Origin of the sequence: Ciceribacter lividus (assembly GCF_003337715.1) — a bacterium.
GTDB classification, from domain to species: Bacteria; Pseudomonadota; Alphaproteobacteria; order Rhizobiales; family Rhizobiaceae; genus Allorhizobium; species Allorhizobium lividum.
On the sequence record NZ_QPIX01000002.1, the window covers coordinates 281,294 to 306,150 of the forward strand.

26 protein-coding genes and 3 tRNA genes are annotated in these 24,857 nt (G+C 61.7%); 13 read left to right on the forward strand and 16 right to left on the reverse strand.

Annotated elements, in window-relative coordinates; genetic code table 11:
- Nucleotides 1–117: 117 nt before the first annotated feature.
- The 16 genes from DFR48_RS05280 to DFR48_RS05355 all read right to left on the reverse strand — a co-directional run bounded on the left by DFR48_RS05280 (nt 118) and on the right by DFR48_RS05355 (nt 14,417).
- Nucleotides 118–795 carry a hypothetical protein gene (locus tag DFR48_RS05280; protein WP_114362137.1) on the reverse strand — a complete coding sequence of 226 codons (678 nt, stop codon included), beginning with the start codon at nt 793–795 and terminating at the stop codon, nt 118–120.
- A gap of 557 nt (nt 796–1,352) precedes the next feature.
- Nucleotides 1,353–4,034 carry a D-alanyl-D-alanine carboxypeptidase family protein gene (locus DFR48_RS05285; RefSeq protein ID WP_114362139.1) on the reverse strand — a complete coding sequence of 894 codons (2,682 nt, stop codon included), beginning with the start codon at nt 4,032–4,034 and terminating at the stop codon, nt 1,353–1,355.
- Between the two features lie 11 nt (nt 4,035–4,045).
- A complete protein-coding gene (locus DFR48_RS05290) occupies nt 4,046–5,686 on the reverse strand; it encodes a terminase large subunit (protein ID WP_114362141.1) in 1,641 nt (546 codons plus the stop codon).
- The gene (locus tag DFR48_RS05295) at nt 5,679–6,092 is read right to left on the reverse strand and encodes a phage terminase small subunit P27 family (protein ID WP_114362142.1); all 414 of its coding nucleotides are present in this window, start codon (nt 6,090–6,092) and stop codon (nt 5,679–5,681) included. Before DFR48_RS05295 ends, DFR48_RS05290 begins: the two co-directional genes overlap by 8 nt.
- Nucleotides 6,089–6,409, reverse strand: a complete 321-nt coding sequence (locus DFR48_RS05300; RefSeq protein ID WP_114362144.1) for a phage head closure protein — start codon at nt 6,407–6,409, stop codon at nt 6,089–6,091. Before DFR48_RS05300 ends, DFR48_RS05295 begins: the two co-directional genes overlap by 4 nt.
- Nucleotides 6,409–6,822, reverse strand: coding sequence for a DUF3168 domain-containing protein (locus DFR48_RS05305; RefSeq protein ID WP_114362145.1), 414 nt, complete (start codon nt 6,820–6,822; stop codon nt 6,409–6,411). Before DFR48_RS05305 ends, DFR48_RS05300 begins: the two co-directional genes overlap by 1 nt.
- Before the next feature lie 3 nt (nt 6,823–6,825).
- A complete protein-coding gene (locus DFR48_RS05310) occupies nt 6,826–7,251 on the reverse strand; it encodes an HK97-gp10 family putative phage morphogenesis protein (RefSeq protein ID WP_114362146.1) in 426 nt (141 codons plus the stop codon).
- A complete protein-coding gene (locus DFR48_RS05315) occupies nt 7,241–7,543 on the reverse strand; it encodes a head-tail connector protein (protein ID WP_114362147.1) in 303 nt (100 codons plus the stop codon). The genes DFR48_RS05310 and DFR48_RS05315 overlap by 11 nt, the downstream gene beginning before the upstream one ends.
- Nucleotides 7,540–8,463 (reverse strand): hypothetical protein, encoded by a 924-nt coding sequence (locus DFR48_RS05320; RefSeq protein WP_114362149.1) that lies wholly within the window; start codon nt 8,461–8,463, stop codon nt 7,540–7,542. The genes DFR48_RS05315 and DFR48_RS05320 overlap by 4 nt, the downstream gene beginning before the upstream one ends.
- Nucleotides 8,450–8,815, reverse strand: a complete 366-nt coding sequence (locus tag DFR48_RS05325) for an HNH endonuclease (protein ID WP_114362151.1) — start codon at nt 8,813–8,815, stop codon at nt 8,450–8,452. The genes DFR48_RS05320 and DFR48_RS05325 overlap by 14 nt, the downstream gene beginning before the upstream one ends.
- Nucleotides 8,812–9,414 carry a hypothetical protein gene (locus DFR48_RS05330; protein ID WP_114362152.1) on the reverse strand — a complete coding sequence of 201 codons (603 nt, stop codon included), beginning with the start codon at nt 9,412–9,414 and terminating at the stop codon, nt 8,812–8,814. The genes DFR48_RS05325 and DFR48_RS05330 overlap by 4 nt, the downstream gene beginning before the upstream one ends.
- A 3-nt stretch (nt 9,415–9,417) precedes the next feature.
- Complete coding sequence (locus tag DFR48_RS05335; RefSeq protein WP_114362153.1) at nt 9,418–10,947, reverse strand: phage major capsid protein; 1,530 nt, start codon at nt 10,945–10,947, stop codon at nt 9,418–9,420.
- Complete coding sequence (locus DFR48_RS05340; protein WP_114362155.1) at nt 10,944–11,351, reverse strand: gene transfer agent family protein; 408 nt, start codon at nt 11,349–11,351, stop codon at nt 10,944–10,946. Before DFR48_RS05340 ends, DFR48_RS05335 begins: the two co-directional genes overlap by 4 nt.
- Nucleotides 11,348–12,580: a phage portal protein gene (locus DFR48_RS05345; RefSeq protein ID WP_114362157.1), complete on the reverse strand. Its 1,233-nt coding sequence runs from the start codon at nt 12,578–12,580 to the stop codon at nt 11,348–11,350. The genes DFR48_RS05340 and DFR48_RS05345 overlap by 4 nt, the downstream gene beginning before the upstream one ends.
- A 103-nt stretch (nt 12,581–12,683) precedes the next feature.
- The gene (locus tag DFR48_RS05350) at nt 12,684–14,249 is read right to left on the reverse strand and encodes a site-specific integrase (protein ID WP_114362158.1); all 1,566 of its coding nucleotides are present in this window, start codon (nt 14,247–14,249) and stop codon (nt 12,684–12,686) included.
- Nucleotides 14,250–14,341: 92 nt separating this feature from the next.
- Nucleotides 14,342–14,417 (reverse strand) — tRNA-Val (locus DFR48_RS05355).
- 340 nt (nt 14,418–14,757) lie between these two features.
- On the opposite strand from DFR48_RS05355, the gene DFR48_RS05360 reads away from it, so the two are divergent.
- The 13 genes from DFR48_RS05360 (at nt 14,758) to nuoH (ending at nt 24,857) form a co-directional block, all read left to right on the forward strand.
- Nucleotides 14,758–14,834, forward strand: a tRNA-Asp gene (locus tag DFR48_RS05360).
- An 85-nt stretch (nt 14,835–14,919) separates the two neighbouring features.
- Nucleotides 14,920–14,996: transfer RNA gene (locus DFR48_RS05365), tRNA-Asp, on the forward strand.
- Nucleotides 14,997–15,230: 234 nt separating this feature from the next.
- On the forward strand, nt 15,231–15,596 hold the full coding sequence (locus DFR48_RS05370; protein ID WP_114362322.1) for an NADH-quinone oxidoreductase subunit A: 366 nt from the start codon (nt 15,231–15,233) through the stop codon (nt 15,594–15,596).
- The gene (locus DFR48_RS05375) at nt 15,587–16,168 is read left to right on the forward strand and encodes a NuoB/complex I 20 kDa subunit family protein (protein WP_170141803.1); all 582 of its coding nucleotides are present in this window, start codon (nt 15,587–15,589) and stop codon (nt 16,166–16,168) included. The genes DFR48_RS05370 and DFR48_RS05375 overlap by 10 nt, the downstream gene beginning before the upstream one ends.
- A 17-nt stretch (nt 16,169–16,185) precedes the next feature.
- Nucleotides 16,186–16,788 (forward strand): NADH-quinone oxidoreductase subunit C, encoded by a 603-nt coding sequence (locus DFR48_RS05380; RefSeq protein ID WP_114362162.1) that lies wholly within the window; start codon nt 16,186–16,188, stop codon nt 16,786–16,788.
- 16 nt (nt 16,789–16,804) lie between these two features.
- Complete coding sequence (locus DFR48_RS05385) at nt 16,805–17,995, forward strand: NADH-quinone oxidoreductase subunit D (protein WP_114362163.1); 1,191 nt, start codon at nt 16,805–16,807, stop codon at nt 17,993–17,995.
- Nucleotides 17,995–18,237: a hypothetical protein gene (locus DFR48_RS05390; RefSeq protein WP_114362165.1), complete on the forward strand. Its 243-nt coding sequence runs from the start codon at nt 17,995–17,997 to the stop codon at nt 18,235–18,237. Before DFR48_RS05385 ends, DFR48_RS05390 begins: the two co-directional genes overlap by 1 nt.
- Nucleotides 18,238–18,255: 18 nt before the next feature.
- Nucleotides 18,256–19,227, forward strand: coding sequence for an NADH-quinone oxidoreductase subunit NuoE (gene nuoE / locus DFR48_RS05395; RefSeq protein WP_114362167.1), 972 nt, complete (start codon nt 18,256–18,258; stop codon nt 19,225–19,227).
- Nucleotides 19,228–19,238: 11 nt separating this feature from the next.
- A complete protein-coding gene (nuoF, locus tag DFR48_RS05400; RefSeq protein ID WP_114362168.1) occupies nt 19,239–20,543 on the forward strand; it encodes an NADH-quinone oxidoreductase subunit NuoF in 1,305 nt (434 codons plus the stop codon).
- A gap of 13 nt (nt 20,544–20,556) precedes the next feature.
- Complete coding sequence (locus tag DFR48_RS05405; protein ID WP_114362170.1) at nt 20,557–21,240, forward strand: 5' DNA nuclease; 684 nt, start codon at nt 20,557–20,559, stop codon at nt 21,238–21,240.
- On the forward strand, nt 21,237–21,704 hold the full coding sequence (locus tag DFR48_RS05410; protein ID WP_114362172.1) for a DUF3291 domain-containing protein: 468 nt from the start codon (nt 21,237–21,239) through the stop codon (nt 21,702–21,704). The genes DFR48_RS05405 and DFR48_RS05410 overlap by 4 nt, the downstream gene beginning before the upstream one ends.
- Before the next feature lie 15 nt (nt 21,705–21,719).
- Nucleotides 21,720–23,801 (forward strand): NADH-quinone oxidoreductase subunit NuoG, encoded by a 2,082-nt coding sequence (gene nuoG, locus DFR48_RS05415; RefSeq protein ID WP_114362174.1) that lies wholly within the window; start codon nt 21,720–21,722, stop codon nt 23,799–23,801.
- A gap of 12 nt (nt 23,802–23,813) precedes the next feature.
- Complete coding sequence (gene nuoH / locus DFR48_RS05420; protein WP_114362175.1) at nt 23,814–24,857, forward strand: NADH-quinone oxidoreductase subunit NuoH; 1,044 nt, start codon at nt 23,814–23,816, stop codon at nt 24,855–24,857.

Here is a 24,857-nt window from a genome sequence, read left to right on the forward strand (position 1 = left end):
TTTCTGTTTGGGTTGACAGAATCTTAGGGCGCGCCGAATCGCATGTCTAGGGGTGGTCTGAAATATTTATTATATAAATCAGATACTTAGACTAAGTAAGCGCTTACTTATTGAGCACTAGAAGCGCCCAAACGTCTCATGTTCCTTCATGCGGCGAGCGTCCTGCCGGTCGATCCGCGCCTTACGCTTGGCGAGGGTGGTTTCGCCCTTGACCTTGAGTGCGGCGGTCGCGGCCTTGTCGTTCCATGCGGAAATCGCTGCGGCCTCGCGGCGGGCGCGGTAGTCGGCAAGGGAAAGCCCGGCAGCATCGGCGGCGGCTTGGTCTTTCGCGTCCCGGCTCTTGTTCGCAGTCGAGTTGCGGGACGCACGGGGAAGCGCAATGGCGGCGTCATAGCGGACGTGGGTGCGGAGCTTGCCCCACTTGTAAGGCAGGTCAACGCGCTCTTTCACCGAACGGCCCTTTACGGCGGCATAGACCGGGGCGTCGTCGGGAAGGACCGGAAGCGTCTGCCGGTTCTCGCGTTCCCATTGCGCCATGATCTTTGCGGCGGCGTGGAGATTGTCGCTCTTCATCGGCCTGCCGGAGAAACTGAGTTCGCCAGCTATCGCACAAATCGCTTCGATGATTTCGAGGGTTTCGGCGTTGATCGGTGCGGCGGGATAGTTCACGGCGGCGTCCTTACGTTTCGTGGGGGCAATCTTGCGGGCGTGTTCGGCGGCTCGCTGCTGGCGTCGTTGCTCAACCTTGGCGGCCTTGGCCTCTGCCTCTGTCTTGTATTTGCGAGGTCTCGCCATCGCAGTTCCTTTGCTACCGCCCTTTCTCAAAGACAGGCCGGGCGGCAAGAAAGGATGAAAGAACCGCCCGGCCTTCGCGTGGTGACACGCTGTGCACGTCCGGGCCTATAGCGTTCCGGAAATCGCACACTCGGGGAAAATGAATGGCTGGCGAACTTTTTGGGAGGCGGAAGGTTCAGGCCCGATCCGGGAGCGCGGAAGGTATCGCATGGGCGGCGGAAGGTCTTCGGGTTCCGGGAGGGTCTTGGCTTCAATAGTCCTCCGGGTAACTCCCTTTCCGGGCCGGGAGAGTTTTGGCGTCAAAATGGGTGCTTCATACTATTATGTCTATTATTTAGTTTGTTATATTACTAAGAATAGTAAGCCGGGAGCTTTTTGACGCAATAACCCTTCCCCGGTCCGAAAATTGGCCCACCTCTACTAAAAGACTCATAAAGAGTCCTGGAGAGCCTTCCGGTTCTTCCGGGTGTCTTTCCCTATCCCGCACCCTGAACGCGCGTCGGTGACTCGCTGCGGCGGAATATGCCGTGTCCAAAGTCTGGACACGGAGCGGAGGGTTAGCGGGAGCGCGAATTCCCCCAATTTCCGGGACGCGATTGGCGACGAAGCTCGTCGGACACGACGCCGCGCATGGTCGCTTCCATCTGCCGGGCCATCTTCGCGGCAAGGTCGGCATTCTGTTCGGGCGTGCCTGCCGAGCCATTGACGGTGATCGGCGCGCTAATCGAGATCGCTTGAACCGGGGCGGCAACCACGCTGCGAACGTCGGGCGTGGAAAGCGTCGGCGTGGCCGTGACGTGCCCGCCTTCTGCATAGCCCTTCAGCGCGCCACTGTGCATCGCGGCGAGGTTTCGAACGCCGATCCGGTTGACGGCCTTCTTCGAGAAGACGAATTCGTCGGCATGGACAACACCCGCCGGTTGATGCTTCGAGCCGGGGCCGGTCCAACCGCCATCGGCGAAACCGAAGAGCGCACCAAACAAGCCGCCGAGAAGGCCACCGAAGAGGCCAGCCAAGGGGCCTTCGCCCATGAGCACGGCCTGAAGCCCGACCTTGATCAGAGTTTGCAGCATGGACTGCAACGCCTGTTCCGCCGTCATGGTGCCCGTGAGAAGCCCGGTCAAAGCGTCGGTGATTTGGGTGCCGAAGAACTGCCCGGCTTCGGCAAGGCCTTCCTGCTTCTGACGAAGCCCTTCGGTTGCCATTTCAGCTTGTGCCATCCCCTGCGCAAGCTGGGCGATCTGTTGCCGCTGCTGGGGCGAAAGCTGGATACCGGCCCGCTGCGCTTCGTTGAGCATGTCCTGTTCGAATCGAAGCGCCGCCGCCCGCTGGGCGGTCATGCCAAGGGCCTGCTGTTCGAACTGCTGGGCGTTGGTGTATTGCTTGGCACCTTGCGTGATCTGGCTATATGCGTCGGCCTGCCGGGTGGCGGCTTGTGTCAGGCGGTCGATTTCGGCGGCAACCTGTCCGTTCCGGGCGTCGGCGTCCTCAATATGCCAGTTCTCGTTCGACAACGGGAAGGACAGGCCGAAGCTTCCCGCGTTCTGGTGCATCCACTGCCGGGCGGCGTCGGACGAATAGCCGAGATCGGCGGCGTTGCCCTTGTTGTGCTGGCTATTGCCGGGCGGTGCCGCCCACTTCCGGGCGGCTTCCGGGGATCCATACTTCTTCAGGGCTTCAAGCCAAATCTGCTGCTGGCGTTCAATCGAACGATAGCCCGACGTGATGGTGACGCTGCCCTTCAAGTTATCGGGCATGGATGCCAGCATCTTCGCCAGCTTCGACGCGAAGGCATCGGCCATGCCGTCGATATGGCTTCGCCCCTTGCCGGAAGCCAGCACTGAAGAGAGGTAGGTGGTCGGGTCGTCGGTCGCGCTCTTGAGGTTGAGCGACGAAAGCGCCTTGCCGCGCATCTCGTTGGCCAGGGCGATTTCCCGCTGTCCCTGCGCACGGGCAAGGGCCTGTTGATAGATCGCTTCAATCTTGGCCTTGGCGTCCAAATCCTTGAGGGACGCGGCGAGTTCCGGGACTTCATTCTTCAGGGCGCGAATGGCGTCCGTATAGCTGTTGATACCGGAAACGGCCTTGTCGGCGGCGCTGCCGGTCCCGGAAAGGGCGTTGTTGAGATTGTCGAGGGGCGGCTTCGCGCCCTTCGCGTCCTCGCCGGTCTTGTAGATGAAGTCTTCGGAATAGCCGTTGCGCCGGTCGAGAATGTCGCGAAGCTTCAGGGCCTCGCCGGACAGTTCTTCGATAAGCTGCTTCTGGCGTTCAATGTTGAGGTCAATGGTCGGGTCGTCGGGATAGATGCCCTTATCAAGCTGAAGATCGGAAAAGCGGGCCTTGGCTGCGGTCAACTTGTCATAGGTGCCGGAAAGTGCCCGCTCGACATTCCGCGTTGCCTGTTCCTCAAGAGCGTTGAAACGGTCAAGGAAGTCGTCGGCGGCAAAGGCGAGGCCAAGCACGGCCTCCTTTACGTAGGTGCCGATCGTTCCGCCGATCGCGGCCCACTTGCGGTTAAATTCGTCGGCGCGCGCAATGAGCTCGTCGCTCATGACAAGGCCAAGGTCATTGGCTTCCTTGACCGTGGCCCGGATGCTATCCGCCCCACGGTCGAGAAGCTGGATAAACTGCTCGCCACCTTCGCCACCGAATACGTCTTCAAGGATGCGGGACTGTGCGGCCCGGTCGAGGGTGCGGAGACGGTCGAGAATTTCCACGAGCAACGCCGAAGGGTCGGCAAGCTTCCGCTTCAGTTCGTCGGCAGAGAAGCCGAGACGGCGGAAGGCGTCAGCGCCCGCCCCGGTCCCTTCGTTCGCATACTCGTCAATGCGAATGTTCAGTTCCTTCATGCCGTCAACAAGAGCGTCAACCGGGATGCGGTTCTGTTCGGCGACATAGCCGAGTTCCTGAAACGCCTTGGTGCCAAGACCGGCGCGCTTGGCTTCGTTGGCGATGTTCGCGACGCCCTTGGCAATGTCGCCGACGCGCGAAATGATCTGGTCGAGGCCACCAATCGCAAGCCCGCCGACGATGCCGCCGGCCAAGCCCTTGCCGAATGCGCCAACGGTCTTCATTGCGCCGTTCATGGCCTTGGTGATGCCGGAACCGGCTTGTTCGGCGTCCTTCTGCATCTGCCGGAAGTCGCGGCGGGTCCGGTTCTTGCCGCGCTCAAGGTCGCGTTCAAATTTTGTCAGGCGGGCCTCAAACGAGACCAAAAGGCGCTGTTCGTCGTCTGCCATCTGTTAGGCTCCTATGCTGCTTCGGCTTCCTCGCGGAGCCTGTCGAATTCTTCCGGGGAAAGATCGAAAATGGATCGGGTGTTGTCGTTCGCGGCGGCACGGGACACGGCCAAGGCCGATGCAATAGCGCCGTCGATATGGTTTGAATGCCGGGTGCCCTTGTGCATCGTGACAAGCTCCCCCGCGTTGGCGGCGCGCTTCACCACGACGCTGTCAAAATGATTGCGAAGGATGGGGTGCGCGCCGTGGCGGATGCGACGGCCATTCACGACGCGCTCAAGGTCGCAAATCGGGCCGTGCATGTTGACGGGCGTCTGTCGGACCTGAAGCACGTTGATGCCGTGATCCATGAGCTTGCCCATGATCGGCCCGGCAAGCGACGGGTCAAAGACCACCTCGCGAACGTCATAGGTGCCGCAAAGGTCAATGATCTTGTCGGCAATGGCGTCGGGTTCGATCACGGGGCCATCGATGACGTTCAAGAGGCCGTCGTCGCGCCACCGGGGATAGGGAACCTGTTCAACCTTGGCTTTGTCTTCCAATCCATCGGACGGCAGGAAGAACCACGGGTGGACGGACACGCGCCCATCGTTGTGCCGCCACGCGCCAACGATGGCGGTCAGGTCGCCGGAGCGGGACAGGTCAACGCCAAGCCAGCACGGCAGGTGTTCAAGTTCGGCAAGGTCAAAATGGAGGTCGCGCCCGGCGTCATAGACGGCCATATCAAAGAGGGGGTCGCGGGTTGCCGCCATCCACACATTCAAATGGAACTGCTGGAATGCGAACCTTTCGGCGGGGCGGTGTTCGGCCTCGCGTGCCATGGTGCGCAAGCCGCCAAGATCGGGGAAGCCGTGCACAAGGCCGGGGTTGGTCTTGTGCCAAACCGCTTCGTCGCGCCAATCGTCGCCGGGGTCTGCTTCGAAGATGATCGGCAGAAAGGCGGGGTCGTCAATCTCGCCGGTCGCGACCTTCCGGGCGTATTCGTAAAGCTCGAAACCGATATTCTCTTGCCCACGCCCGGCAGTCGTGGCGATGATCATGAGCGTGTCGGGAACCTTCGCCATGCCGGACTTGAGGGCTTCCCAAAGGTCGCGGCCCTTCCAAGCGTGGATTTCGTCGACAAGGACAAAGGACGGCGTCTTGCCGTGTTGCGCCGCGCCGTCACTGGAAACGGCCAAGAGTTCGGCCTTGTTGTGCTTGGCGAAGATTTTCTTGACGCTGTTGTGCGCGTCATAGATACGGGTCGCCGCGACAAGGCGGCGATCTTCCCGGACGATGTTCGCGGCTTCCTTGAAGCCAATGCCAGCCTGTTCGCGATCCGACGCGGCAAAGATTGCCTGTCCTGCCGGACGCGCTTCCGGGCCGATGGTATGGAGAAGCGCCCACGCGGCGGCGATGCTGGTCTTGCGGTTGCCACGGGGAAGCATCAGGAAAACGGTGCGCACGATCCGGGAGCCGTCCGGGTTTCGGGGGCCATAGATGCGGCGCGTCATGCGTTCCTGAAAGTCGTAAAGCTGAAAGCGGCCCTTTGGCGCGGTGCTGGCCGGGTGCTTCAGTGCCCGGATGAAATCTACGGCGTCCCGCCCATAGCCGAACGGGTCGGAAATGGTGCTACCGTCGATAAGCCATTCGGGGAAAGCGCTCTTAGACAACCGGGCGGTTCCTGCCGATCACAAGCGGGTTGTCGTCGTCATCGTCGGCGGGTCCGGCGCTAGCAACACGCGAACGGGACACGGGCGACAAGCCGAATTCCGCCGCAAGCTGCCGGGCCGTCTGGACGGCCTTGTCCTGCGCACGGGCAATCTTCAGGTCAATGTCGCCGGTTGCCGGATCGCGAAGCTTCGTTTCCAGCTCTCGGGCAAGGCCGCGCGCCATGCAAAGTTCTTCGATGCCGCCAAGATCGGCTTTCGTCACGATGCCACGGGCGATCACGTCCGGGATGATGCGCTTCCATTCCGCACGGGCATATTCCGAAAAGTGCTTCGGCGCTGCCGGTGCCTTCTTCAGCGGATCGGCGGCGGGTTGGGCGGCGGGCTTCACGCCGCGAAGGTGCGTCATTTCAGGGCCTCGCCGCGAAGCTCAAGGGCTTCGAACCTGCCGAGTTCCTTGATTTCCTTCAGGCCGTAGGCCGTCCCGTTGTAGGTGACACGGTCGGCGGTCGTGATGCCAGGGCGATAACGGACACGGAAAATCATGGTCCCGGTTTCGGCCTCGCCGTAGCCGGTGAAGAATTCGGTTGCCGTCTGCTGAAGCACTTCGGCCCAAACGGGCGGCGCGATGGGTGCCCACGCCTTCACCACGTCGCCGGACGGCTTCACGGTTTCGGTTTCCCGCTCGATGGTAATGCGGCGATCCATGTTCCCAATGTTGAGCATCAGGCCACCCAACGAATGAGCGCTTCGACGGACAGGACGCCATGCCCATAGGCCGGGTCCGGGACGCGCGGGAACCGGGTTCCGGTCACTTTGAAATGGTCGCAATAGCCGCCGTCGATTGGCAGATTGTATTTTGACAGGGCGGCGGCGACGGTTCCGGCGATTTCCTTGGCGGCATCCTGTCCGGCGTCCAGCGTCCAAATGTGCAGGTCGAGGTAAACCCACGCGGCGCTCTGCGCACGGTAGTCGTTACCGTGAAGGGTCGTGTTGCCATCGCTCATGATGATGCACGGCGTCTTGTCGGGCCGGGTGCTGCCCGCCCGGATATGATCGGCGGGCACAAGCGCCGTGACTTCCGGCTTGCTGAGAAGCCGGGCGCGAATGGCAATCTGAAGGGCGGTGACGGGTTCCATGGGCTATCCTTTCCATGCGTCCCGGACGGCTTTGCGCCCGGCACGGTCAATGCGCTGCTGAAGGCTTTTGCGGAGAAGGCGAACGGCAGGCCAAAAGAACGGTTGCGCTTCGGTCTTGCTGGTCCCGTATTCGACAAGGTGGGGGTATCGAACTTCCGTATTGCCAGCGGTCACGATCACCTCATGTTCACCGGCCACGCGGGAGCCGCCCGGCTGGCTATAAGGCGGGGTCTGTTCGCCGGGGCCGGTGACGGCGATGGAGGTTTTGAGATCGGGCGCGCCGGTCGCCGGATCGTCGGGAGCAAGATGCCGTTGCATCGAGGCGAGGTCTTCCGCCGCCGACATAAGCGCCTTGTTGATGCCCTTCCGGGGTGCTGCCTTCACGCGATCAAACGCCGCCATGAGGTTTTCGAGGCCGTCATGCGCCATCGTGAAACCACTTCTCACGGTAGCTATCGAGGGTGACGGCCACGCCCTGCGGCGCGATCTGGGAAGACAGGCCGAAGGTGGCGATGTTCCGGCACTCGTAATAGAAGGCGACAAGCCGGAGAATGGCGAGCTTCAGGTCCGCCGGGAACGGGTCAAGGTCGGCGAGGGGTTTGCCGATGTAGTTCGCGGCATACTGTTCGGCGGCTTCGATGTAGAGCATGATCAAGGCGTCTTCGTCGCCGTGATCAATGCGCATGTGCTGCTTCGCCAGTTCCGGCGTGATGCCTGTCATTCGGCTGCTTCCTTTGAAAATTCTAAATTCGGTGTCTCTTGTGCGGTGCTCCCCGCGCCGGTCCCCTCAAACGCCCCAAAGTCGAAGACCACCCCCGGGCGGGGCTTGGGTTGCTTTGGCGGCTGGTCTGGTGAGATCGGGACAGTTGCTTTGGCGACACGCTGGCGAACAGGAACGGAAAGGGCATCGGCCAAGGTCATGCCGTCGCGAAGTCGCTGCGCAAGGGTGTGTTCCTTCAGCCCATGCGATGCTGCCCATTGGGCAATGGTTTTGGATACGCCGTTCAGGGTGTGGGGCTTTGCCTTCCGCCGTCCGACGGGCGGGACGCTGCGGGGCATCCGTTTGAAGTCGCGGGTGAATGCTTCTTCCGGTGTGCGTCCACTGCCAAGACGCGCGGTAAGCGTGGAAGTAGGCACGCCAAGGGCTTTGGCCCATTCCGGAAGCGTTCGGGTTTCGCCGTTCACGGTGTAGGTGACGCCCCTTTTAGGTTCCACCTTCCGGTTTAGTGCGTCGTTGAGCGTCCAGCCATTTGTGAGGCGGTTACGAATGATCGTGGTGGGAATGCCGCTCTGTTCGGACCATTCGGCAATCGTCTTGCTGACGCCGTTCAGTGTGTAAATCCGAAGGGGTGCGCCCTGCTTCCGGGGGATACTGTTATCGCCACGGGCGTCATGGCGCTCGATTGCCGCAATGGCCTTTTCATAGGTCGCTTCCGGGTCCAAGCCAGCAAGATTGCAAACTTCGATGAAGTCGGGATTGCCACGACGGAACCAAGAGCGGGCCTGTTGACGGGCAAGGGAATGAGCCTTTCCGTTCGCCGTTGCGTCCTCAATGGCCTGAAGGACGACGGCGACCCAAAGGCCGCGCTCGCCGTTCCTGTTATCAGTGTTGATTTCGCGGCGCTTTCTACCGTTGGACATGAAGCGTCCTTTCGGCACGCTGCTTCACGCTGTCATGGCAGGGCTGGCAAAGGGGTTGCCAGTTCGCCCGGTGCCAGAAGAGGCGCTTGTCGCCACGGTGCGGAATGATGTGGTCAACGACGGTAGCAAGGCGCGTGACGCCCTGCTTGCTGCACTCACGGCAATGCGGGTGCGAAGCCAGGTATTCGAGGCGGGCTTTGCGCCATTCATGATCATAGCCACGCGCACGGGCTGAAGGGCGGCGGGCGTCGTGGCGGGCATTGCGTTCGCGCTTGGCCTTCTGCTGGCATTCGCAAAGCAGGCCGTGGGGAACGATTGCGCCACAAGCGCAAAGGCGGGGCGGCTTGTTCATGCCTTCTTCCCCATGCCTTTAAGGGCGTGAAGTCCGGCACGGTCAAATTCGGGATCGAGGCCAGCGGCAACGTTGCGCTCTGCCTGTTCGGGGTCGGATTCCTTGTCGTCGTCCGTGCCGCCGTTGATGGCCTTCAGCTTTCCGAGGTGCGCCCTATAGGCCCGGTCGATTTCGGTCGGGGTGGCGTTCCAAGCCTGTTCAGGCGTCCAGCCAAGCCAGCCGGTTGCGCGCTCATAGAGGGCGGCGAAGACTTCGGACCATGTCACGGGCTTGCCGGTCGTCGGCTTGTGCTTCGCCTTCGGATCGGGTGCCGGGGTGAGCATGGAAACGAGTTCGGCGAGCGGGGCGCGAACGGACAGGAAAAAGGGGAGAAGCGGCCTTCCCCGGAGTGAAGACAGGAAGGCCGCTGCATTCTGGTTGCCGCTGCTAAAGGATACCAGAATGATTTCGGAAATGATCGTAAGGCTGAGGTCGTCCAGCGCCCGGAACAGGTTCGGAAGGCCGTAACGCTCTTCAAGGACGGTAGCGGCGCGCAAGGAAGGGCGAAGGGTCACGCCGTGCGCAATCGTAATCTCTTCGTATGCGCGCCGCTTGATCATGGCTTAGGCGATCTTCAGCTTTGCGAGCGCTTCGCCCATGACGACACGGCCACCGACACGGCGACGGCCACGAAGCTTGACGATGCCGTTATCAGCGCCGGTCAGGTCGTCGCGGGTAAGTTCGAAGCCGACACGGTCAGCAATGGCGTAGCCGCTGGCGAAGTCACCGAAGACAATCGGCGTGGCGTCGGCGGCAACGTCCGGCATGTCCACGCCTTCATAGACCGGGCGGCCAAGCAGGGTGGCGGGCTGACCTGCGGAAAGGGCAGGCTGCCAGATATAGGAACCGTCCGTGTCCTTCAGCTTGCGAACCGCCGCCATCGTCTTGCGGTTCATGAGCCAGGAACCGTTTGCCGAATAGGCGGTCTTGATCGCATAGAAGAGATCGATCAGGTCATCGGCGGCAACTGCGCCTGCCTTCTCGATGACTTCCGCCGAATTCAGAACGCCTTCGGCCTGCGTCGTGCCATTGCCGTTGACGAACCATGCGGCTTCCGTCTGGCCGAAGCGACGTGCGAGATGGTTGGACAGGTAGGAAGAAAGGTCGATCTGGGCATCTTCCAGAAGGATGCGCGTGACCGGGATCGTCACGGCCATTTCGAAGGCCTTGAGGTCGATCTGTTCGAACGTCGGTTCGCCTTCCGGGCGCGGGGCCGTTTCGGCAACCGACTGCGGCGTCACTTCGTTCACAAGGCGCGGAAGCTGAAGCAGCGGGCCGGACATGGCGATGGCCTGCGCAAGGCCGCGAACCGGGGAGAATTCGGCGACCTTTTCCAGAATGGTGGTGGCAACCGCTTCCGGTGCCAGAATGCCGCCCGTGGACGGTGAGGCGTAGCCAAGCGACTTGTATTCGCTGGCATCGCCAGTGCGAACGAAGTCGGCGAATGCCTTAACTTCGGTCCTGTTGTCGTTGCTGGCGTCCGGGTGATTGTTGTTGGCGGCGACGGGGCGGCGGTTCATCTTCGCCTTGATGGTGGCGATTTCGTCCTTGAGGGCCTTGATTTCGTCGGCGCTCACAACCGGGTCGGATTTCTGTTCCGGCTCGTTCTGCAGTTCGTTTTCCATGCTGTTTCCTTCGATGATGGATTTGACTTCGATGGTCCGGGCGTCCGGGTGGACCGGGCGGCGGCAAAGGCTGATTTCGGTGATGGTGAGGCTGGTAAGAACGCGCCCGCCTTCAGGTCGGGCTTTGTGCTCGTGGAGCCGGTAGCCGATGGACAGGCCAGACATGACGCCCGCCTTCATGTGGCGGCGGGCTTGCTTGGCAGGGTCCACGCCTTCGACAAACAAGCGGCCCTTCACCTCAAGGCCCTTGTCCGTGACGGCATAAGAATTCCAGATGCCGACAACCTTCCGCCCGTCATGCTCCATGAGCATCGGGACTTCCGGTGCGAAGTTGAAAGCGGACGGCTCGATAAGATCGCCGTAGCTGTCCGGTTTGCCGAACGGCCACGCGATGCCGGTCACGGTGCCGGTGTCGTCAATCGAGACTTCCGCTTTGATTTCGAGGTTTTCGAGCGTGGCGGCGGTCATTCGGCCACCTGCTTCAGGGCGTCATTCAGGGCGGCGGCGAGGTCGCCGGTCTTGGCGGCATCCTTGACGGAGTCGGTTGTCTGGTCGGTCGTGTCGTCGGCGTCGTTGCCGTAGAACAGGACGGAAATTACGTCGCTGGCGAGGTCCAGCGTTTCCCGCAACGGGCGACCGACAAGGTAGACGGTCACAAGGCGGGCGGCGTCGGCGGGCGTGGTGCCGCCGCCGATCAGGCCAAGCCGGATGACGTGTTCAATGTCGGACAGGCTGAAGTCTTCGAACCGGAAACGGCGATGAAGCGCGCCGATGCCGTGGCCGGTCGCGGCTTCAAGCTCCCGGATGATTTCGAGGGTCGGGAAGGCGAAGACCTTTTCCCCGTCGCCGAAAAATGCGCGGTGTTCGATCATGCGGGTTCCTTCGCCGGGGCCGTGTCCAGACTTTGGACAGGCTCGGCGCTGCTGGTGGTGTGGGGGTTGATCAGTTCATCGCCACCGGGAAGCGGCGGAAGGTTGAGGATCGCGCGGGCTTCGTTCGGGGAAAGGACACGGGCGGCAACAAGCGCCGTCATGTTCGCGGTGCGGCTCGCCGCATCGGCGCGCATAAGGTCGTCTGTCACGAATTCGAAATAATGGGCGTCCTGTTCGTCCTCGCTGAGAAGGACGGTCGCAAGGGCGTCCTGCCATGTGTCCAGCCACGGGCGAAGGCAAAGCTGAAGGAATTGCGCGCCCATCTGTTCCGTGTTCGACCAAGTGCCGCGTGTAAGCTCGAAAAGCATTGTCGGCGGGACGCCGAAGACACGGGCGATTTCCCGGACCTGTTCAAGGCGATGCTCAAGGAATTGGGCATCGGTCGAGGTCATGGCCGGGGTGTCATACTTCCACCCGCTATCCATAATCAGGGGATCGCCGGAGGCGCTGCGCTGCCACTCCCGGAAGCTCTTGCGAATGTTGGTGATGGCGTTTGCGCCAGCTTCGCCCATCTGGGCTTTCTCATTTGAGATCACGCCGGACGGTCGCCGACCGCTGCCGAACAGTTGTGCGGCATCGCGTTCAAGGACGGCGGTAAGGCCGATGGCTTCCCTGCCGAACGAAACCGGCGAGCGGCCAAGGAAGGACGGAATGTGAAGAATTTCGGTGTGGGGGTAGTCCGTCGAGCCGCCATTTTCCGAAACGCGGTAGACCGGCGGCGCGGAGGCATAGGGGTCTTCGACAACGGACACGGTGCCCGGCTTCAGCCGGATCAATTCGAACGGGCGTCCATCGGGATACCGGGCGACACGGGCGAAGCCGTTGCCATAAATCAGGGCGTCGGCGGTAAGTTCGGTGCGGAGCTTTCCCGCGCCGGTCCATTCGTTCGCGCGCTTGCGGACGATCTTATAGGCCGTGTGTTCCTTGGCGACTTCCTTGCCGTCCGTGCCGTCGCGGTAAAGCTTGATCGGCAGTGAGCCGACGCTTTCGGAAATCAACCGGACGGCCTGAAGGACGGCGGGAATGTTGAGTGCCGACATGCCGCCGACGTTCACGCCGCTAACAGTCGAGCGAATGCCGAAGAGGTCGTAAATGCCCGGATCGGAAAGGGCGACGGATTTCGTTTCCGTCCAGCCAATCTTTCGCTTCACGTCGTCAAGAAAACCCATATGGGACGCTATTCCTATTTCGATCTAGGAATATTGTCTCATACGAAGAATCTGGTGTGAATCCCTTAAATCACGAAAAGTGATGATTTTCGAGAATTGATGACTATTTGTTGTCTATTGGGAGGGGCGTGATTCGATCAATCGCGTTTGCCAATCCGGGAAGCATTACCTCGCTTCGACCGTAAAGCTCTTGTGAGCCGCCATCGGTGCGCCCGGTGATGTAGTTCCGGGCGTCCTCCGGGACATGGTCACGGCGGCAAAGGTCTTCGAACAGGTGACGCCAGCCATGATTTGGGGATAGCTCGGGGCGCTTGTCGAAGGGGATGAAGCCGCGAACCCATGTGCTGATTCTTGGCTGAATAAGGACGGCGTCCTTGGTGTCGCCCTTGAACAGGCGGCCCGGCTTCGCGGCACGGACGAATTCAATCAAGCCCTCGTCGGAAAGGGCCTTGTGAACCGGAATGCGCCGCTCACTGCTGGCTGTCTTCAAAGAGCGTGCGCCAACGGTCGTGACTTTCCAATACCAACGGCCATTGAGTTCGAAGAAGTCTTCCTTGCGAAGGTTTCCGGCTTCGCTAACGCGCATCCCTGAATATGCGCATAGCCAGGGTATCCAACGGAACATGGCTTTCTCTTCCTTCCGGGCGGCGGAAAGAACAAGCTTGGCTTCGTCCATGGTGAAGGCGCGGAGATATGAGGGAAGGGTAGTGTAGTCCGGGGCCTTGATGCCGTTCAGCGGATTGCCAGCCGGGAAGAACGTTTCGGGGTCGTTCTGCCTTCCCCAATTCATGACCGTGCGGAGGTTCTGAAGCATCGCTTTGACGGTGCGGTTGCTGAGTTCGCCAGCGTCCTGCAAGGATTCGATCCACCCCTTGCCTTCGGCGGCGGTGACAGTCAGGGCGTTATCGCTCTTGCGCCATTTGGCAAAGGCCGCGCAATGATCGCGATACTTCTTCACGGTGCGATCTGGCAGGGGCTTGGCGTTCTTCCCGCGCGCCCTGCGCTTCACCTCTTCGTCAATGATCGTATCGAACGTGATCGGGTCCGGCCCGTCATTATATAATGGCGGCGCTTGGGCAAGCACGGGATGGACCGGCGAGCCGGTGAAGTTGCCTTCGTCCCGTTCGTCCTGCCGAAGCATCGCCTCATAGGTTGCCACGCAAAGGGCTTGTGCCAGCACGCGCCAAGCTGGCGTCCCCCGGACGGCATCGGTGTTACCGGCGAGCCGGGCGCGCTCCACCCGTGCGCCGACAAGATCGTCTAGCTCTTCGTCTGTGAGTTTCCCCGCAAAGCCGTCCCGGAACCTGCGGCCTTCGGCGGCATCCACACCCATCTGTGAATAGCGGGGGTCGTGCGCCCTTATCTCCGCATCAAAGGTGATCTGGCTTTCATAGTCGCGCAAGGCGATCTGTTGGGCCGTGAGCGGGTAGGGTGCTGGCTTCACCTGCCGCCCGGTCGCGGCCTCGTGCTTCTGCCGGGCAAGTCCAATCTGTCTTTGGATCGAAGCGACGGCGGCGGCGTGGTTCCGAAGAGCCGTTCGGCGGTCGCCGCCTAGCTGGATTTCAAGTTCCACCTTGTTGTCGAGGTAGGGCCGGAGGTGGGGAGGAATAACGAGTCGGGCCGAGAACCGACCATTGCGCTCTTTCCAGTGCCGGAGTTTGCCAGCCATTCGAAACCCAATTTTGTGACGCGATTTGTGACGTCAATATGGGCGAAAAGCCTTATGGCGCAAGGGGTCTGAATGAAATCAAAGGGATAGAATGGTGGGCGATGAGAGACTCGAACTCCCGACATCCTCGGTGTAAACGAGGCGCTCTACCAACTGAGCTAATCGCCCTTTCGCGAACGCGGGTCAGTGCCCGCCGCGTCGGTGGCCGTGATCTATGCGGATCGCGGAAAATCCGCAAGAGGATTTTCGAAGTTTTTTTGTCTTTTTTTCTGCGTGCCGTGGTTCCTTCCGGCAAAAGGCCCGGATTTGCGGGGCTGCGGCGGCGGAGGGCGCGTGGCGCGTGAGCCTGTGGATTTTGGGGCCGCGACCGGCGGGCCGAACAATTTTCGTTCCGTCATTGTTTTGTCTTCGAACGCGCTTGACACCCATTCGCGAACCCCTTAGTTAGCCGCTCATCGAACGGCCGAGGCCGCTCGGTCGGGCCGGTTCGCCGGTCGTGCTAGGAAGTGCGGGTGTAGCTCAGTCGGTTAGAGTGCCGGCCTGTCACGCCGGAGGTCGCGGGTTCGAGCCCCGTCACTCGCGCCATTCCTGGACATGTTTCTGATGACGTCGCGATGTGGTAGATTGCCAGTTGTGATGTCGGGTTCCGCTTTCGTTGCGGAGCATATGCGCGGGTGTAGCTCAGTCGGTTAGAGTGCCGGCCTGTCACGCCGGAGGTCGCGGGTTCGAGCCCCGTCACTCGCGCCACTTTTTTCTCTCAGAAATGCGTTTGCCGGAAACACGAAGGTGTGATCGGGCGTTTCGTTTTTGTCGTTCTAAAGTCGGCTCAGAAAGTCGGGATGCGGCACGTGAAAAGGCCTTTGCGGTCTTGCACTGGGGCGGCACCTGCGCTAACCACGGCGCGTTACAACTCTCTTTTCGGCTTGTCCGCCTTCGGGCACGGTGCCTCCCGGCATTACACAGCAAGCAGGGATGGATATGATGACTGAACTGCTCAGTTCCTACCTTCCGATCGCAATCTTTATCGGCATCGCCCTCGTTATCGGCCTGGCGCTGTTGATCGCGCCGTTTGCCGTGGCCTTCAAGGCGCCCGATCCGGAAAAGCTTTCGGCCTTTGAATGCGGCTTCAACGCTTTCGATGATGCCCGCGTGAAATTCGACATCCGCTTCTATCTGGTGTCGATTCTGTTCATTATCTTCGACTTGGAAGTTGCCTTCCTTTTTCCCTGGGCGGTGTCCTTCGGCGATCTCGGCTGGTTCGGGTTCTGGTCGATGATGGTGTTCCTCGCCGTTCTGACTGTCGGCTTTATCTATGAATGGAAGAAGGGGGCGCTCGAATGGGATTAGTGCAGGACAAGTCGACCCTGGTCGCGCCTCAGCCCAAGGGTATCGTCGATCCCGCGACCGGCAAGCCGATCGGTAGCGACGATGCCTATTTCGGTGAGATCAACAACGAACTGGCCGACAAGGGCTTTCTGGTCACCTCGACCGACGAGCTCATCACCTGGGCCCGTACCGGCTCGCTGATGTGGATGCAGTTCGGCCTGGCCTGTTGCGCCGTCGAGATGATGCAGGCCTCGATGCCGCGCTACGACATGGAGCGCTTCGGTTTCGCGCCGCGCGCCAGTCCGCGCCAGTCGGACGTGATGATCGTCGCCGGCACGCTCACCAACAAGATGGCGCCGGCGCTGCGCAAGGTCTATGACCAGATGCCGGAGCCGCGTTACGTCATTTCCATGGGCTCGTGTGCCAATGGCGGTGGCTACTATCACTATTCCTATTCCGTCGTGCGCGGTTGTGACCGTGTGGTGCCGGTGGATATCTACGTGCCGGGCTGTCCCCCCACGGCGGAGGCCCTGATCTATGGCGTTCTCCTGCTGCAGAAAAAGATCCGCCGCACTGGAACGATCGAGCGCTAAGGGCAAAGGACAACAAGATGAGTGAAGCCCTGAACGAGCTTGCGTCCTACCTGAAGGAAGTGCGAGGCTCGCTGATTTCCTCGGCTGAGGTGGCGTACGACGAACTGACGCTGGTCACGACGCCGGATTCCATCATTGATCTGCTGGCGTTCCTGCGCGACGACGTGCAGTGCGGTTTTGTCTGTTTCATTGATATATGCGGTGTCGATTACCCGGAGCGCGAAAAGCGATTCGATGTCGTCTATCATCTGCTGTCGCCGCGCCAGAATGTCCGCATTCGGGTGAAGTTGGCGGTTGCCGAGGACGAATCGGTTCCCTCGGCGACGGCGGTCTATCCTGGCGCCGACTGGTTCGAACGCGAGGCTTGGGATCTCTATGGAATTCCGTTCTCCGGTCATCCGGATATGCGTCGCATCCTGACCGACTACGGTTTCGAGGGGCATCCGCTCCGCAAGGACTTCCCGACGACGGGTTTCGTCGAAGTGCGTTATGACGACTCGGCCAAGCGCGTGATCTACGAGCCGGTCGAACTGAAACAGGAATTCCGTAGCTTCGACTTTCTCTCGCCTTGGGAGGGCACGGATTACGTGCTGCCGGGCGACGAGAAGGCGGACAAGTAAGCGGAAGGTTAGTGCCATGAACGAACATAACGTCCGCAATTTTACGATCAATTTCGGCCCGGAGCACCCTTCTGCTCACGGCGTTCTGCGTCTCGTGCTCGAACTCGACGGTGAAGTTGTCGAGCGCGTCGATCCGCATATCGGCCTGCTTCATCGCGGCACGGAAAAGCTGATCGAAACCAAGACCTATCTGCAGGCCGTTCCCTACTTCGACCGGCTCGACTACGTCGCGCCGATGAACCAGGAGCACGCATTCGCGTTGGCGGTGGAGAAGCTTCTGGGGATCGAAATTCCGATCCGCGGACAGTTGATCCGGGTTCTGTATTCCGAAATCGGACGCATTCTCAATCACCTGCTCAACGTTACGACGCAGGCCATGGACTGCGGTGCGCTGACGCCGCCGCTCTGGGGCTTCGAAGAGCGCGAAAAGCTGATGGTGTTCTACGAGCGCGCCTCCGGCGCGCGCATGCATGCGGCCTATTTCCGTCCGGGCGGTGTCCATCAGGATCTGCCGCCGGAGCTCGTGGACGATATCGACAAGTGGTGCGACCAGTTTCCCGCCCGGCTTGCCGACATTGACAAGCTTCTGACCGGCAACCGTATCTTCAAGCAGCGCAACGTCGATATCGGCGTCGTGTCGCTGGAAGATGCCTGGGCCTGGGGATTCTCGGGCGTCATGGTCCGCGGTTCGGGCGCCGCCTGGGACCTGCGCAAGTCGCAGCCCTACGAATGCTATGCCGATTTCGACTTCGACGTTCCGGTCGGCCTGAACGGCGACTGTTACGACCGCTATCTCGTCCGCATGGAGGAGATGCGCCAGTCCGTCAGGATCATGAAGCAGGTGCTCGCGCGCTTGAAGGGCGAAGCGAGGAACGGTCCGGTCTCCTCGCTCGACGGCAAGGTCGTGCCGCCGAAGCGTGGCGAAATGAAGCGTTCTATGGAAGCGCTGATCCACCACTTCAAGCTCTACACCGAAGGTTATCACGTTCCGGCAGGCGAAGTTTATGCTTCGGTCGAAGCGCCGAAGGGCGAGTTCGGCGTCTACCTGGTGTCGGACGGCTCCAACAAGCCGTACCGCTGCAAGATTCGCGCTCCGGGTTACGCCCATCTCTCGGCCATGGATTTCCTTGGCCGCGGTCACATGCTCGCCGACATGGCGGCGCTGATCGGTTCGCTCGACATCGTGTTCGGAGAGGTGGATCGGTAATGCGCCGTGGTTTGTTGACGCTTGCTCTTCTGGCCGTTGCTCCGGGCGTTTTCGCCCAGGACGCAGCGGTCTCGTCGCAGGGCTCGTCGACGACCATGGCGGAACTCATCAAGCAGGGATACGAGATCAAGGCGGCCGTCCCGAACGGCTCGAAGTTCATCGTGTTCCTGCAGAAAGAGAACTCGGCCTACGCCTGTGAATTCGCGTCTTTGCAGAATTCCAGGTGTGGATCCATAAACTGAGACAAGGCGTGAGGAAGAATGTCCGTTCGTCGACTAGCCGAAGATCGCGTCCAGCCCGCCAGCTTCTCCTTCAACGAGGAGAATGCGGCCTGGGCCGAGAAGACCATTCGCAAATATCCTGAGGGCCGCCAGCAATCGGCGGTCATCCCGCTGCTGATGCGGGCACAGGAACAGGAAGGATGGGTGACGCGCGCGGCGATCGAACACGTCGCCGACATGCTCGCGATGCCGTATATCCGCGTGCTGGAAGTGGCCACCTTCTACACCCAGTTCCAGCTGAAGCCGGTTGGCACCCGCGCCCACATCCAGGTCTGCGGCACGACGCCGTGCATGCTGCGTGGCGCCGAGGAGCTGATCGAGGTCTGCAAGCACAAGATCCACCACGATCCCTTCGAGCTCAATGCCGACGGCACGCTGTCGTGGGAAGAGGTCGAGTGTCAGGGCGCCTGCGTCAACGCGCCGATGGTGATGATCTTCAAGGATTCCTACGAAGACCTGACCCCGGAACAGCTCGAAGACATCATCGACCGCTTCGAAGCGGGAAGGGGTGCCGAGGTGAAGCCGGGTCCGCAGATCGACCGCGTCTACTCGGCGCCGGCCGGTGGCCCGACCACGCTGCTTGATGCCGCATCCGCTAGGAAAGCACCGGCAAAGGCCGCTCCGGTCAGCGACGAAGTCAAGGAAGTCGTTTCTCCGGCCAGCGCCGCCGGCGACAAGAACCGTCCGGCCGGGATCGAGAAGCCGGCCACCCCGGACGACCTGAAGATGATTTCCGGCGTCGGTCCGAAGATCGAAGCCACCCTTCACGAACTCGGCATCTACACCTTCGCGCAGATCGCCTCCTGGAAGAAGGCCGAGCGCGAATGGGTCGACGGCTATCTGAAGTTCGGCGGCCGCATCGAGCGGGACGACTGGGTCAAGCAGGCCAAGGCGCTCGCCAAGGGCGGCGAGGCCGAATACATCAAGGTCTTCGGCAAGAAGCCGCGGTAAGAGGTTAGAATATGTTGAAGGATCAGGATCGCATCTTTACCAACATCTACGGCCTCAAGGACAAGTCCCTGAAGGGCGCCATGAGCCGTGGTCATTGGGACGGAACCAAGCAGCTGCTCGAAAAGGGCCGCGACTGGATCATCAACGAGGTGAAGGCGTCCGGCCTGCGCGGCCGTGGCGGCGCCGGCTTCCCGACCGGCCTCAAGTGGTCCTTCATGCCGAAGGAGAGCGACGGTCGTCCGCACTACCTCGTGGTCAATGCCGACGAGTCCGAGCCCGGCACCTGCAAGGACCGCGATATCATGCGCCATGATCCGCATACGCTGATCGAGGGCTGTGTTGTCGCCTCCTTCGCCATGGGTGCCCATCACGCCTTCATCTACGTGCGCGGCGAGTTCATGCGCGAGCGTGAAGCGCTGCAGGCTGCGATCGACGAGTGCTACGAATACGGTCTGCTGGGCAAGAACAACAAGCTCGGCTACGACATCGACGTCATCGTCCACCACGGTGCCGGCGCCTATATCTGCGGCGAGGAAACCGCGCTGCTCGAAAGCCTCGAAGGCAAGAAGGGTCAGCCGCGCCTGAAGCCTCCGTTCCCGGCCAATATGGGCCTCTACGGCTGTCCGACGACGGTCAACAACGTCGAGTCAATCGCCGTGACCCCGACCATCCTGCGCCGCGGTGCGGGCTGGTATTCCAGCTTCGGCCGCCCGAACAACACCGGGACCAAGCTCTATTCGATCTCCGGCCACGTCAACAAGCCGTGCACGGTCGAGGAATCCATGTCGATCCCGTTCCACGAACTGATCGAAAAGCATTGCGGCGGCATCCGCGGCGGCTGGGACAATCTGCTCGCCGTCATCCCGGGTGGTTCCTCGGTGCCTTGCGTACCGGGCGCCCAGATGAAGGACGCCATCATGGACTATGACGGCCTGCGCGAAGTCGGTTCCTCGCTCGGCACGGCAGCGGTCATCGTCATGGACAAGTCGACCGACATCGTGAAGGCGATCTGGCGCCTCTCGGCCTTCTACAAGCACGAGAGCTGCGGCCAGTGCACGCCGTGCCGCGAAGGCACCGGCTGGATGATGCGCGTCATGGAACGCATGGTGAAGGGCAACGCCCAGAAGCGCGAGATCGACATGCTGTTCCAGGTGACCAAGCAGGTCGAGGGCCACACCATCTGTGCGCTCGGCGACGCCGCCGCCTGGCCGATCCAGGGCCTCATCAAGCATTTCCGCCCGGAAATGGAAGCCCGCATCGATCAGTACACCCGCAACGCCATGGCCCACGGCGTTGTGATGGAAGCCGCCGAGTAAGGATAACCGGACGATGGCAAAGGCAAAGGACAATACACGGGAGGAAGTTGCGGCAAAGCCGGCCGACTTCGGCCGTGCGTCCTATGCCGTGCCGGAAGCGTCCGGTCTGCCGCTGCACCCGCTGATGGCGCATCCCGCCGCAGCGCTTGCGGCGATGACGGCGGTCGGCTTCGGTTTCGCGACCCAGATGGCGAGCGCCTTCCTCGGCTCGCTCCAGGGCGCGCTGGAGGCGACCGAGACGCTCGCCCGCAAGGCCGAGGACGAGAGGGCGCAGGATAAGCGTCCGGCAGGGCCGTCTGAGCCGGCTGCGAAGACGGTCACCCAAGAGCCTGCTGTGAAGGCAAAGCGCACCGCCAAGGCTTCGGCCGCTCCGGTAAGGAAGACGGCTGCGACGAAACCCGTGAAGGCAGCGCCCGCCGCTGCAGCGTCTGTCGCTCCGAAGGCTGCAACGCCGAAGAAGCCTGCCAGGGTAGTCTCGAAGGGACGCGGCAAGGCCGACGACCTGAAGAAGATTTCCGGCGTCGGGCCGAAGCTCGAGCAGATCCTGAACGGCATGGGCATCACCCGCTTTGCCGACATCGCCGGCTGGAGCGACGAGGACGTGGCGCGCATCGACACCGAGATCGGTCTCGGTGGCCGCATCGTCCGCGACGGCTGGGTGGCACAGGCGAAGGCACTGAAGGAGGGCGGGGCGTGACGCAGCACCTCGCCGAACTCAACATCGCGCGGCTGCGCTACCCGCTGGAGGACCCGCGGGTTGCAGCCTTCGTCAAGGCGCTCGACCTCGTCAACGGCATCGCCGAGCGGTCCGAAGGCTTCGTCTGGCGGCTGAAGGGCGAGAGCGGCAATGCGACCGCGATCGACGGTTTCGACGATCCGCTGGTGATCGTCAACATGAGTGTCTGGCGCGACGTCGCGTCATTCGAGAATTTCGTATGGAAGACCGTTCACCGGCAGTTCTATGCCCGCCGCGCGGAATGGTTCGAGATCATGGAAAAGCAGCATTTCGTCATGTGGCATGTCGCTGCGGGAGAGATCCCCACGGTGGCCGAGGCGAAAGGGCGGCTCGACGAATTGAACAAGCACGGCAACAGCGACAGAGCCTTCGGGTGGTCGCACTTGCCGGAGGTGAAACTCTGGCAACAAGCGCGGTGTGCGTGAGGCAGGAAGGCGAATATGGCAAAGCTGAAAGTCGACGGTAAAGAGATCGAAGTTCCGGATCATTTCACGCTGTTGCAGGCGTGCGAGGAAGCCGGTGCCGAAGTCCCGCGCTTTTGTTTTCATGAGCGGCTGTCGGTCGCCGGCAATTGCCGCATGTGTCTCGTCGAAGTGAAGGGCGGCCCGCCGAAACCGGCTGCCTCCTGCGCCATGGGCGTGCGCGATATCCGCGGCGGCCCGAACGGCGAACTGCCGGAAGTCTTCACCAATACGCCGATGGTCAAAAAGGCCCGCGAAGGCGTGATGGAGTTCCTGCTGATCAACCATCCGCTCGATTGCCCGATCTGCGACCAGGGCGGCGAATGCGACCTGCAGGACCAGGCAATGGCCTTTGGTGTCGACAGCTCGCGCTATACGGAAAACAAGCGCGCCGTCGAGGACAAGTATATCGGCCCGCTCGTCAAGACCGTGATGAACCGCTGCATCCACTGCACGCGTTGCGTCCGCTTCACGACCGAAGTCGCCGGCATTGCCGAGCTCGGCCTGATCGGCCGCGGCGAGGATGCCGAGATCACCACCTATCTCGAGCAGGCAATGACCTCCGAGCTGCAGGGCAACGTCGTCGATCTCTGCCCGGTCGGCGCGCTGACCTCGAAGCCCTTTGCCTTCACCGCCCGTCCGTGGGAACTCGGCAAGACCGAATCGATCGACGTCATGGACGCCGTCGGCTCGGCCATCCGTGTCGACACCCGCGGTCGCGAAGTCATGCGCATCATGCCGCGTGTCAACGAGGCGATCAACGAAGAGTGGATTTCCGACAAGAGCCGCTTCATCTGGGACGGCCTGAAGACCCAGCGTCTCGACCGGCCTTACGTTCGCCGTGACGGCCGCCTGCAGCCAGCGACCTGGGGCGAGGCTTTCGCCGCCGTCAAGGCCGCCGTTGCCGCGACCAAGGGCGACAAGATCGGCGCGATTGCCGGCGACCTTGCCTCAGTCGAGGAAATGTATGCGCTGAAGGAACTCGTTTCCGCGCTCGGCTCGGCCAATATCGACTGCCGCCAGGACGGCGCCGCTCTCGATCCGTCGCTCGGCCGCTCGACCTATATCTTCAATCCGACGATCGAAGGCATCGAAGCTGCCGACGCGCTGCTCATCGTCGGCGCCAATCCGCGCTTTGAAGCGGCCGTCCTGAATGCCCGCATCCGCAAGCGCTGGCGCCGCGGCGGCTTCCCGATCGGCGTGATCGGCGAAGGCGGTGAACTGCGCTACCAGTACGACTATCTCGGCGCTGGCTCCGAGACGCTCGCCGACCTCGTCGCCGGCAAGGGTGCCTTCGTCGACGTACTGAAGAATGCCAAGGCCCCGATGATCATCGTGGGGCAGGGGGCTCTCGCCGGCGAAAACGGCGCGGCCGTTCTCGCGAATGTCGCCAAGCTCGCGGTTTCCGTCGGAGCCGTCTCGCCCGAGTGGAACGGCCTTGCCGTCCTGCACACCGCAGCCGCGCGCGTCGGCGGGCTCGACCTCGGTTTCGTGCCGGGTGCGAACGGTGCATCGGCCGGCGCAATGTTGGGCTCCATGGACGTGCTCTTCCTGCTCGGCGCGGACGAACTCGACTTCGCCAGGAAGGGTTCGACGTTCACCGTCTACATCGGCAGCCACGGCGATGCCGGCGCTCACAGCGCCGATGTCATCCTGCCGGGCGCCGCCTATACGGAAAAATCCGGCACCTGGGTCAACACCGAAGGACGTGTCCAGATGGGCAACCGCGCCGGCTTCGCGCCGGGTGAGGCCCGCGAGGACTGGGCGATCATCCGCGCCCTTTCCGACGTGCTCGGAAAGAAGCTGCCGTTTGATTCGCTGCAGGCTCTTCGCGCGAAACTCTATGCCGCTTACCCGCACTTCGCGGAGATCGACGAGATCGCCGCAGGTTCGGGTGACGAAATTGCCGCGCTTGCGAAAAAAGCCGGGCAGATGACCAAATCCGGGTTTGCGTCGCCGATCAAAGACTTCTATTTGACGAACCCGATCGCGCGTGCTTCGGCCGTGATGGCCGAATGCTCGGCATTGGCCCGCAACAATTTCAAGGCTGCGGCAGAGTAAGGGCAGGGGAACATGGATTCTTTCGTTTCAACCTATGTCTGGCCGGCGGCCATCATGATCGCCCAGTCGCTGCTGCTGCTGGTCGCCCTGCTGCTGTTCATCGCCTATGTCCTGCTTGCCGACCGCAAGATCTGGGCGGCGGTGCAGATGCGCCGCGGTCCGAACGTCGTCGGCCCGTGGGGTCTCTTCCAGTCCTTCGCCGACCTGCTGAAATTCGTCTTCAAGGAACCGGTCATTCCGGCCGGCGCCAACAAGGGCGTCTTCCTGCTCGCACCGCTCGTCGCGGTGATGCTGGCACTCGCCACCTGGGCGGTCGTGCCGCTCGCCGACGGCTGGGTGATCGCCAACATCAATGTCGGCATCCTCTACGTCTTCGCGATCTCCTCGCTCGAGGTCTACGGCATCATCATGGGCGGCTGGGCTTCGAACTCGAAGTACCCGTTCCTCGGCGCGCTGCGTTCGGCCGCGCAGATGGTATCCTATGAAGTCTCGATCGGCTTCGTGATCGTCACCGTCCTGCTCTGCGTCGGTTCGCTCAATCTCTCGGACATCGTCAACGCCCAGAAGGACGGCCTCGGAACCATGTTCGGCATGCCGAGCTCCTTCCTCGACTGGCACTGGCTGGCGCTGTTCCCGATGTTCATCGTCTTCTTCATCTCGGCACTCGCCGAGACGAACCGCCCGCCCTTCGACCTTCCGGAAGCGGAATCGGAACTGGTGGCCGGCTTCATGGTCGAATACGGCTCGACCCCGTACATGATGTTCATGCTCGGCGAATACGCTGCGATCGTGCTGATGTGCGCGCTCACGACCATCCTGTTCCTCGGTGGCTGGCTGCCGCCGGTCGATATCGCCATCCTCAACTGGGTACCCGGCATCGTCTGGTTTGTGCTCAAGGCCTCGATGGTGTTCTTCATGTTCGCGATGGTGAAGGCCTTCGTGCCGCGCTATCGCTACGACCAACTGATGCGTCTCGGCTGGAAGGTTTTCCTGCCGCTCTCGCTCGCCATGGTCGTCATCGTTGCATTCGTGCTGAAGCTGATGGGATGGGCATGA

Bases quoted from the DNA above. Each gene is read 5' to 3' on its own strand.
- DFR48_RS05280 (WP_114362137.1), bottom strand. From the start codon at position 795: ATGGCGAGACCTCGCAAATACAAGACAGAGGCAGAGGCCAAGGCCGCC.
- DFR48_RS05285 (WP_114362139.1), bottom strand. From the start codon at position 4,034: ATGGCAGACGACGAACAGCGCCTTTTGGTCTCGTTTGAGGCCCGCCTG.
- DFR48_RS05295 (WP_114362142.1), bottom strand. From the start codon at position 6,092: ATGACGCACCTTCGCGGCGTGAAGCCCGCCGCCCAACCCGCCGCCGAT.
- DFR48_RS05300 (WP_114362144.1), bottom strand. From the start codon at position 6,409: ATGCTCAACATTGGGAACATGGATCGCCGCATTACCATCGAGCGGGAA.
- DFR48_RS05305 (WP_114362145.1), bottom strand. From the start codon at position 6,822: ATGGAACCCGTCACCGCCCTTCAGATTGCCATTCGCGCCCGGCTTCTC.
- DFR48_RS05310 (WP_114362146.1), bottom strand. From the start codon at position 7,251: ATGGCGCATGACGGCCTCGAAAACCTCATGGCGGCGTTTGATCGCGTG.
- DFR48_RS05315 (WP_114362147.1), bottom strand. From the start codon at position 7,543: ATGACAGGCATCACGCCGGAACTGGCGAAGCAGCACATGCGCATTGAT.
- DFR48_RS05320 (WP_114362149.1), bottom strand. From the start codon at position 8,463: ATGTCCAACGGTAGAAAGCGCCGCGAAATCAACACTGATAACAGGAAC.
- DFR48_RS05325 (WP_114362151.1), bottom strand. From the start codon at position 8,815: ATGAACAAGCCGCCCCGCCTTTGCGCTTGTGGCGCAATCGTTCCCCAC.
- DFR48_RS05330 (WP_114362152.1), bottom strand. From the start codon at position 9,414: ATGATCAAGCGGCGCGCATACGAAGAGATTACGATTGCGCACGGCGTG.
- DFR48_RS05335 (WP_114362153.1), bottom strand. From the start codon at position 10,947: ATGACCGCCGCCACGCTCGAAAACCTCGAAATCAAAGCGGAAGTCTCG.
- DFR48_RS05340 (WP_114362155.1), bottom strand. From the start codon at position 11,351: ATGATCGAACACCGCGCATTTTTCGGCGACGGGGAAAAGGTCTTCGCC.
- DFR48_RS05345 (WP_114362157.1), bottom strand. From the start codon at position 12,580: ATGGGTTTTCTTGACGACGTGAAGCGAAAGATTGGCTGGACGGAAACG.
- DFR48_RS05350 (WP_114362158.1), bottom strand. From the start codon at position 14,249: ATGGCTGGCAAACTCCGGCACTGGAAAGAGCGCAATGGTCGGTTCTCG.
- DFR48_RS05370 (WP_114362322.1), top strand. From the start codon at position 15,231: ATGACTGAACTGCTCAGTTCCTACCTTCCGATCGCAATCTTTATCGGC.
- DFR48_RS05375 (WP_170141803.1), top strand. From the start codon at position 15,587: ATGGGATTAGTGCAGGACAAGTCGACCCTGGTCGCGCCTCAGCCCAAG.
- DFR48_RS05380 (WP_114362162.1), top strand. From the start codon at position 16,186: ATGAGTGAAGCCCTGAACGAGCTTGCGTCCTACCTGAAGGAAGTGCGA.
- DFR48_RS05385 (WP_114362163.1), top strand. From the start codon at position 16,805: ATGAACGAACATAACGTCCGCAATTTTACGATCAATTTCGGCCCGGAG.
- DFR48_RS05390 (WP_114362165.1), top strand. From the start codon at position 17,995: ATGCGCCGTGGTTTGTTGACGCTTGCTCTTCTGGCCGTTGCTCCGGGC.
- nuoE (WP_114362167.1), top strand. From the start codon at position 18,256: ATGTCCGTTCGTCGACTAGCCGAAGATCGCGTCCAGCCCGCCAGCTTC.
- nuoF (WP_114362168.1), top strand. From the start codon at position 19,239: ATGTTGAAGGATCAGGATCGCATCTTTACCAACATCTACGGCCTCAAG.
- DFR48_RS05405 (WP_114362170.1), top strand. From the start codon at position 20,557: ATGGCAAAGGCAAAGGACAATACACGGGAGGAAGTTGCGGCAAAGCCG.
- nuoG (WP_114362174.1), top strand. From the start codon at position 21,720: ATGGCAAAGCTGAAAGTCGACGGTAAAGAGATCGAAGTTCCGGATCAT.
- nuoH (WP_114362175.1), top strand. From the start codon at position 23,814: ATGGATTCTTTCGTTTCAACCTATGTCTGGCCGGCGGCCATCATGATC.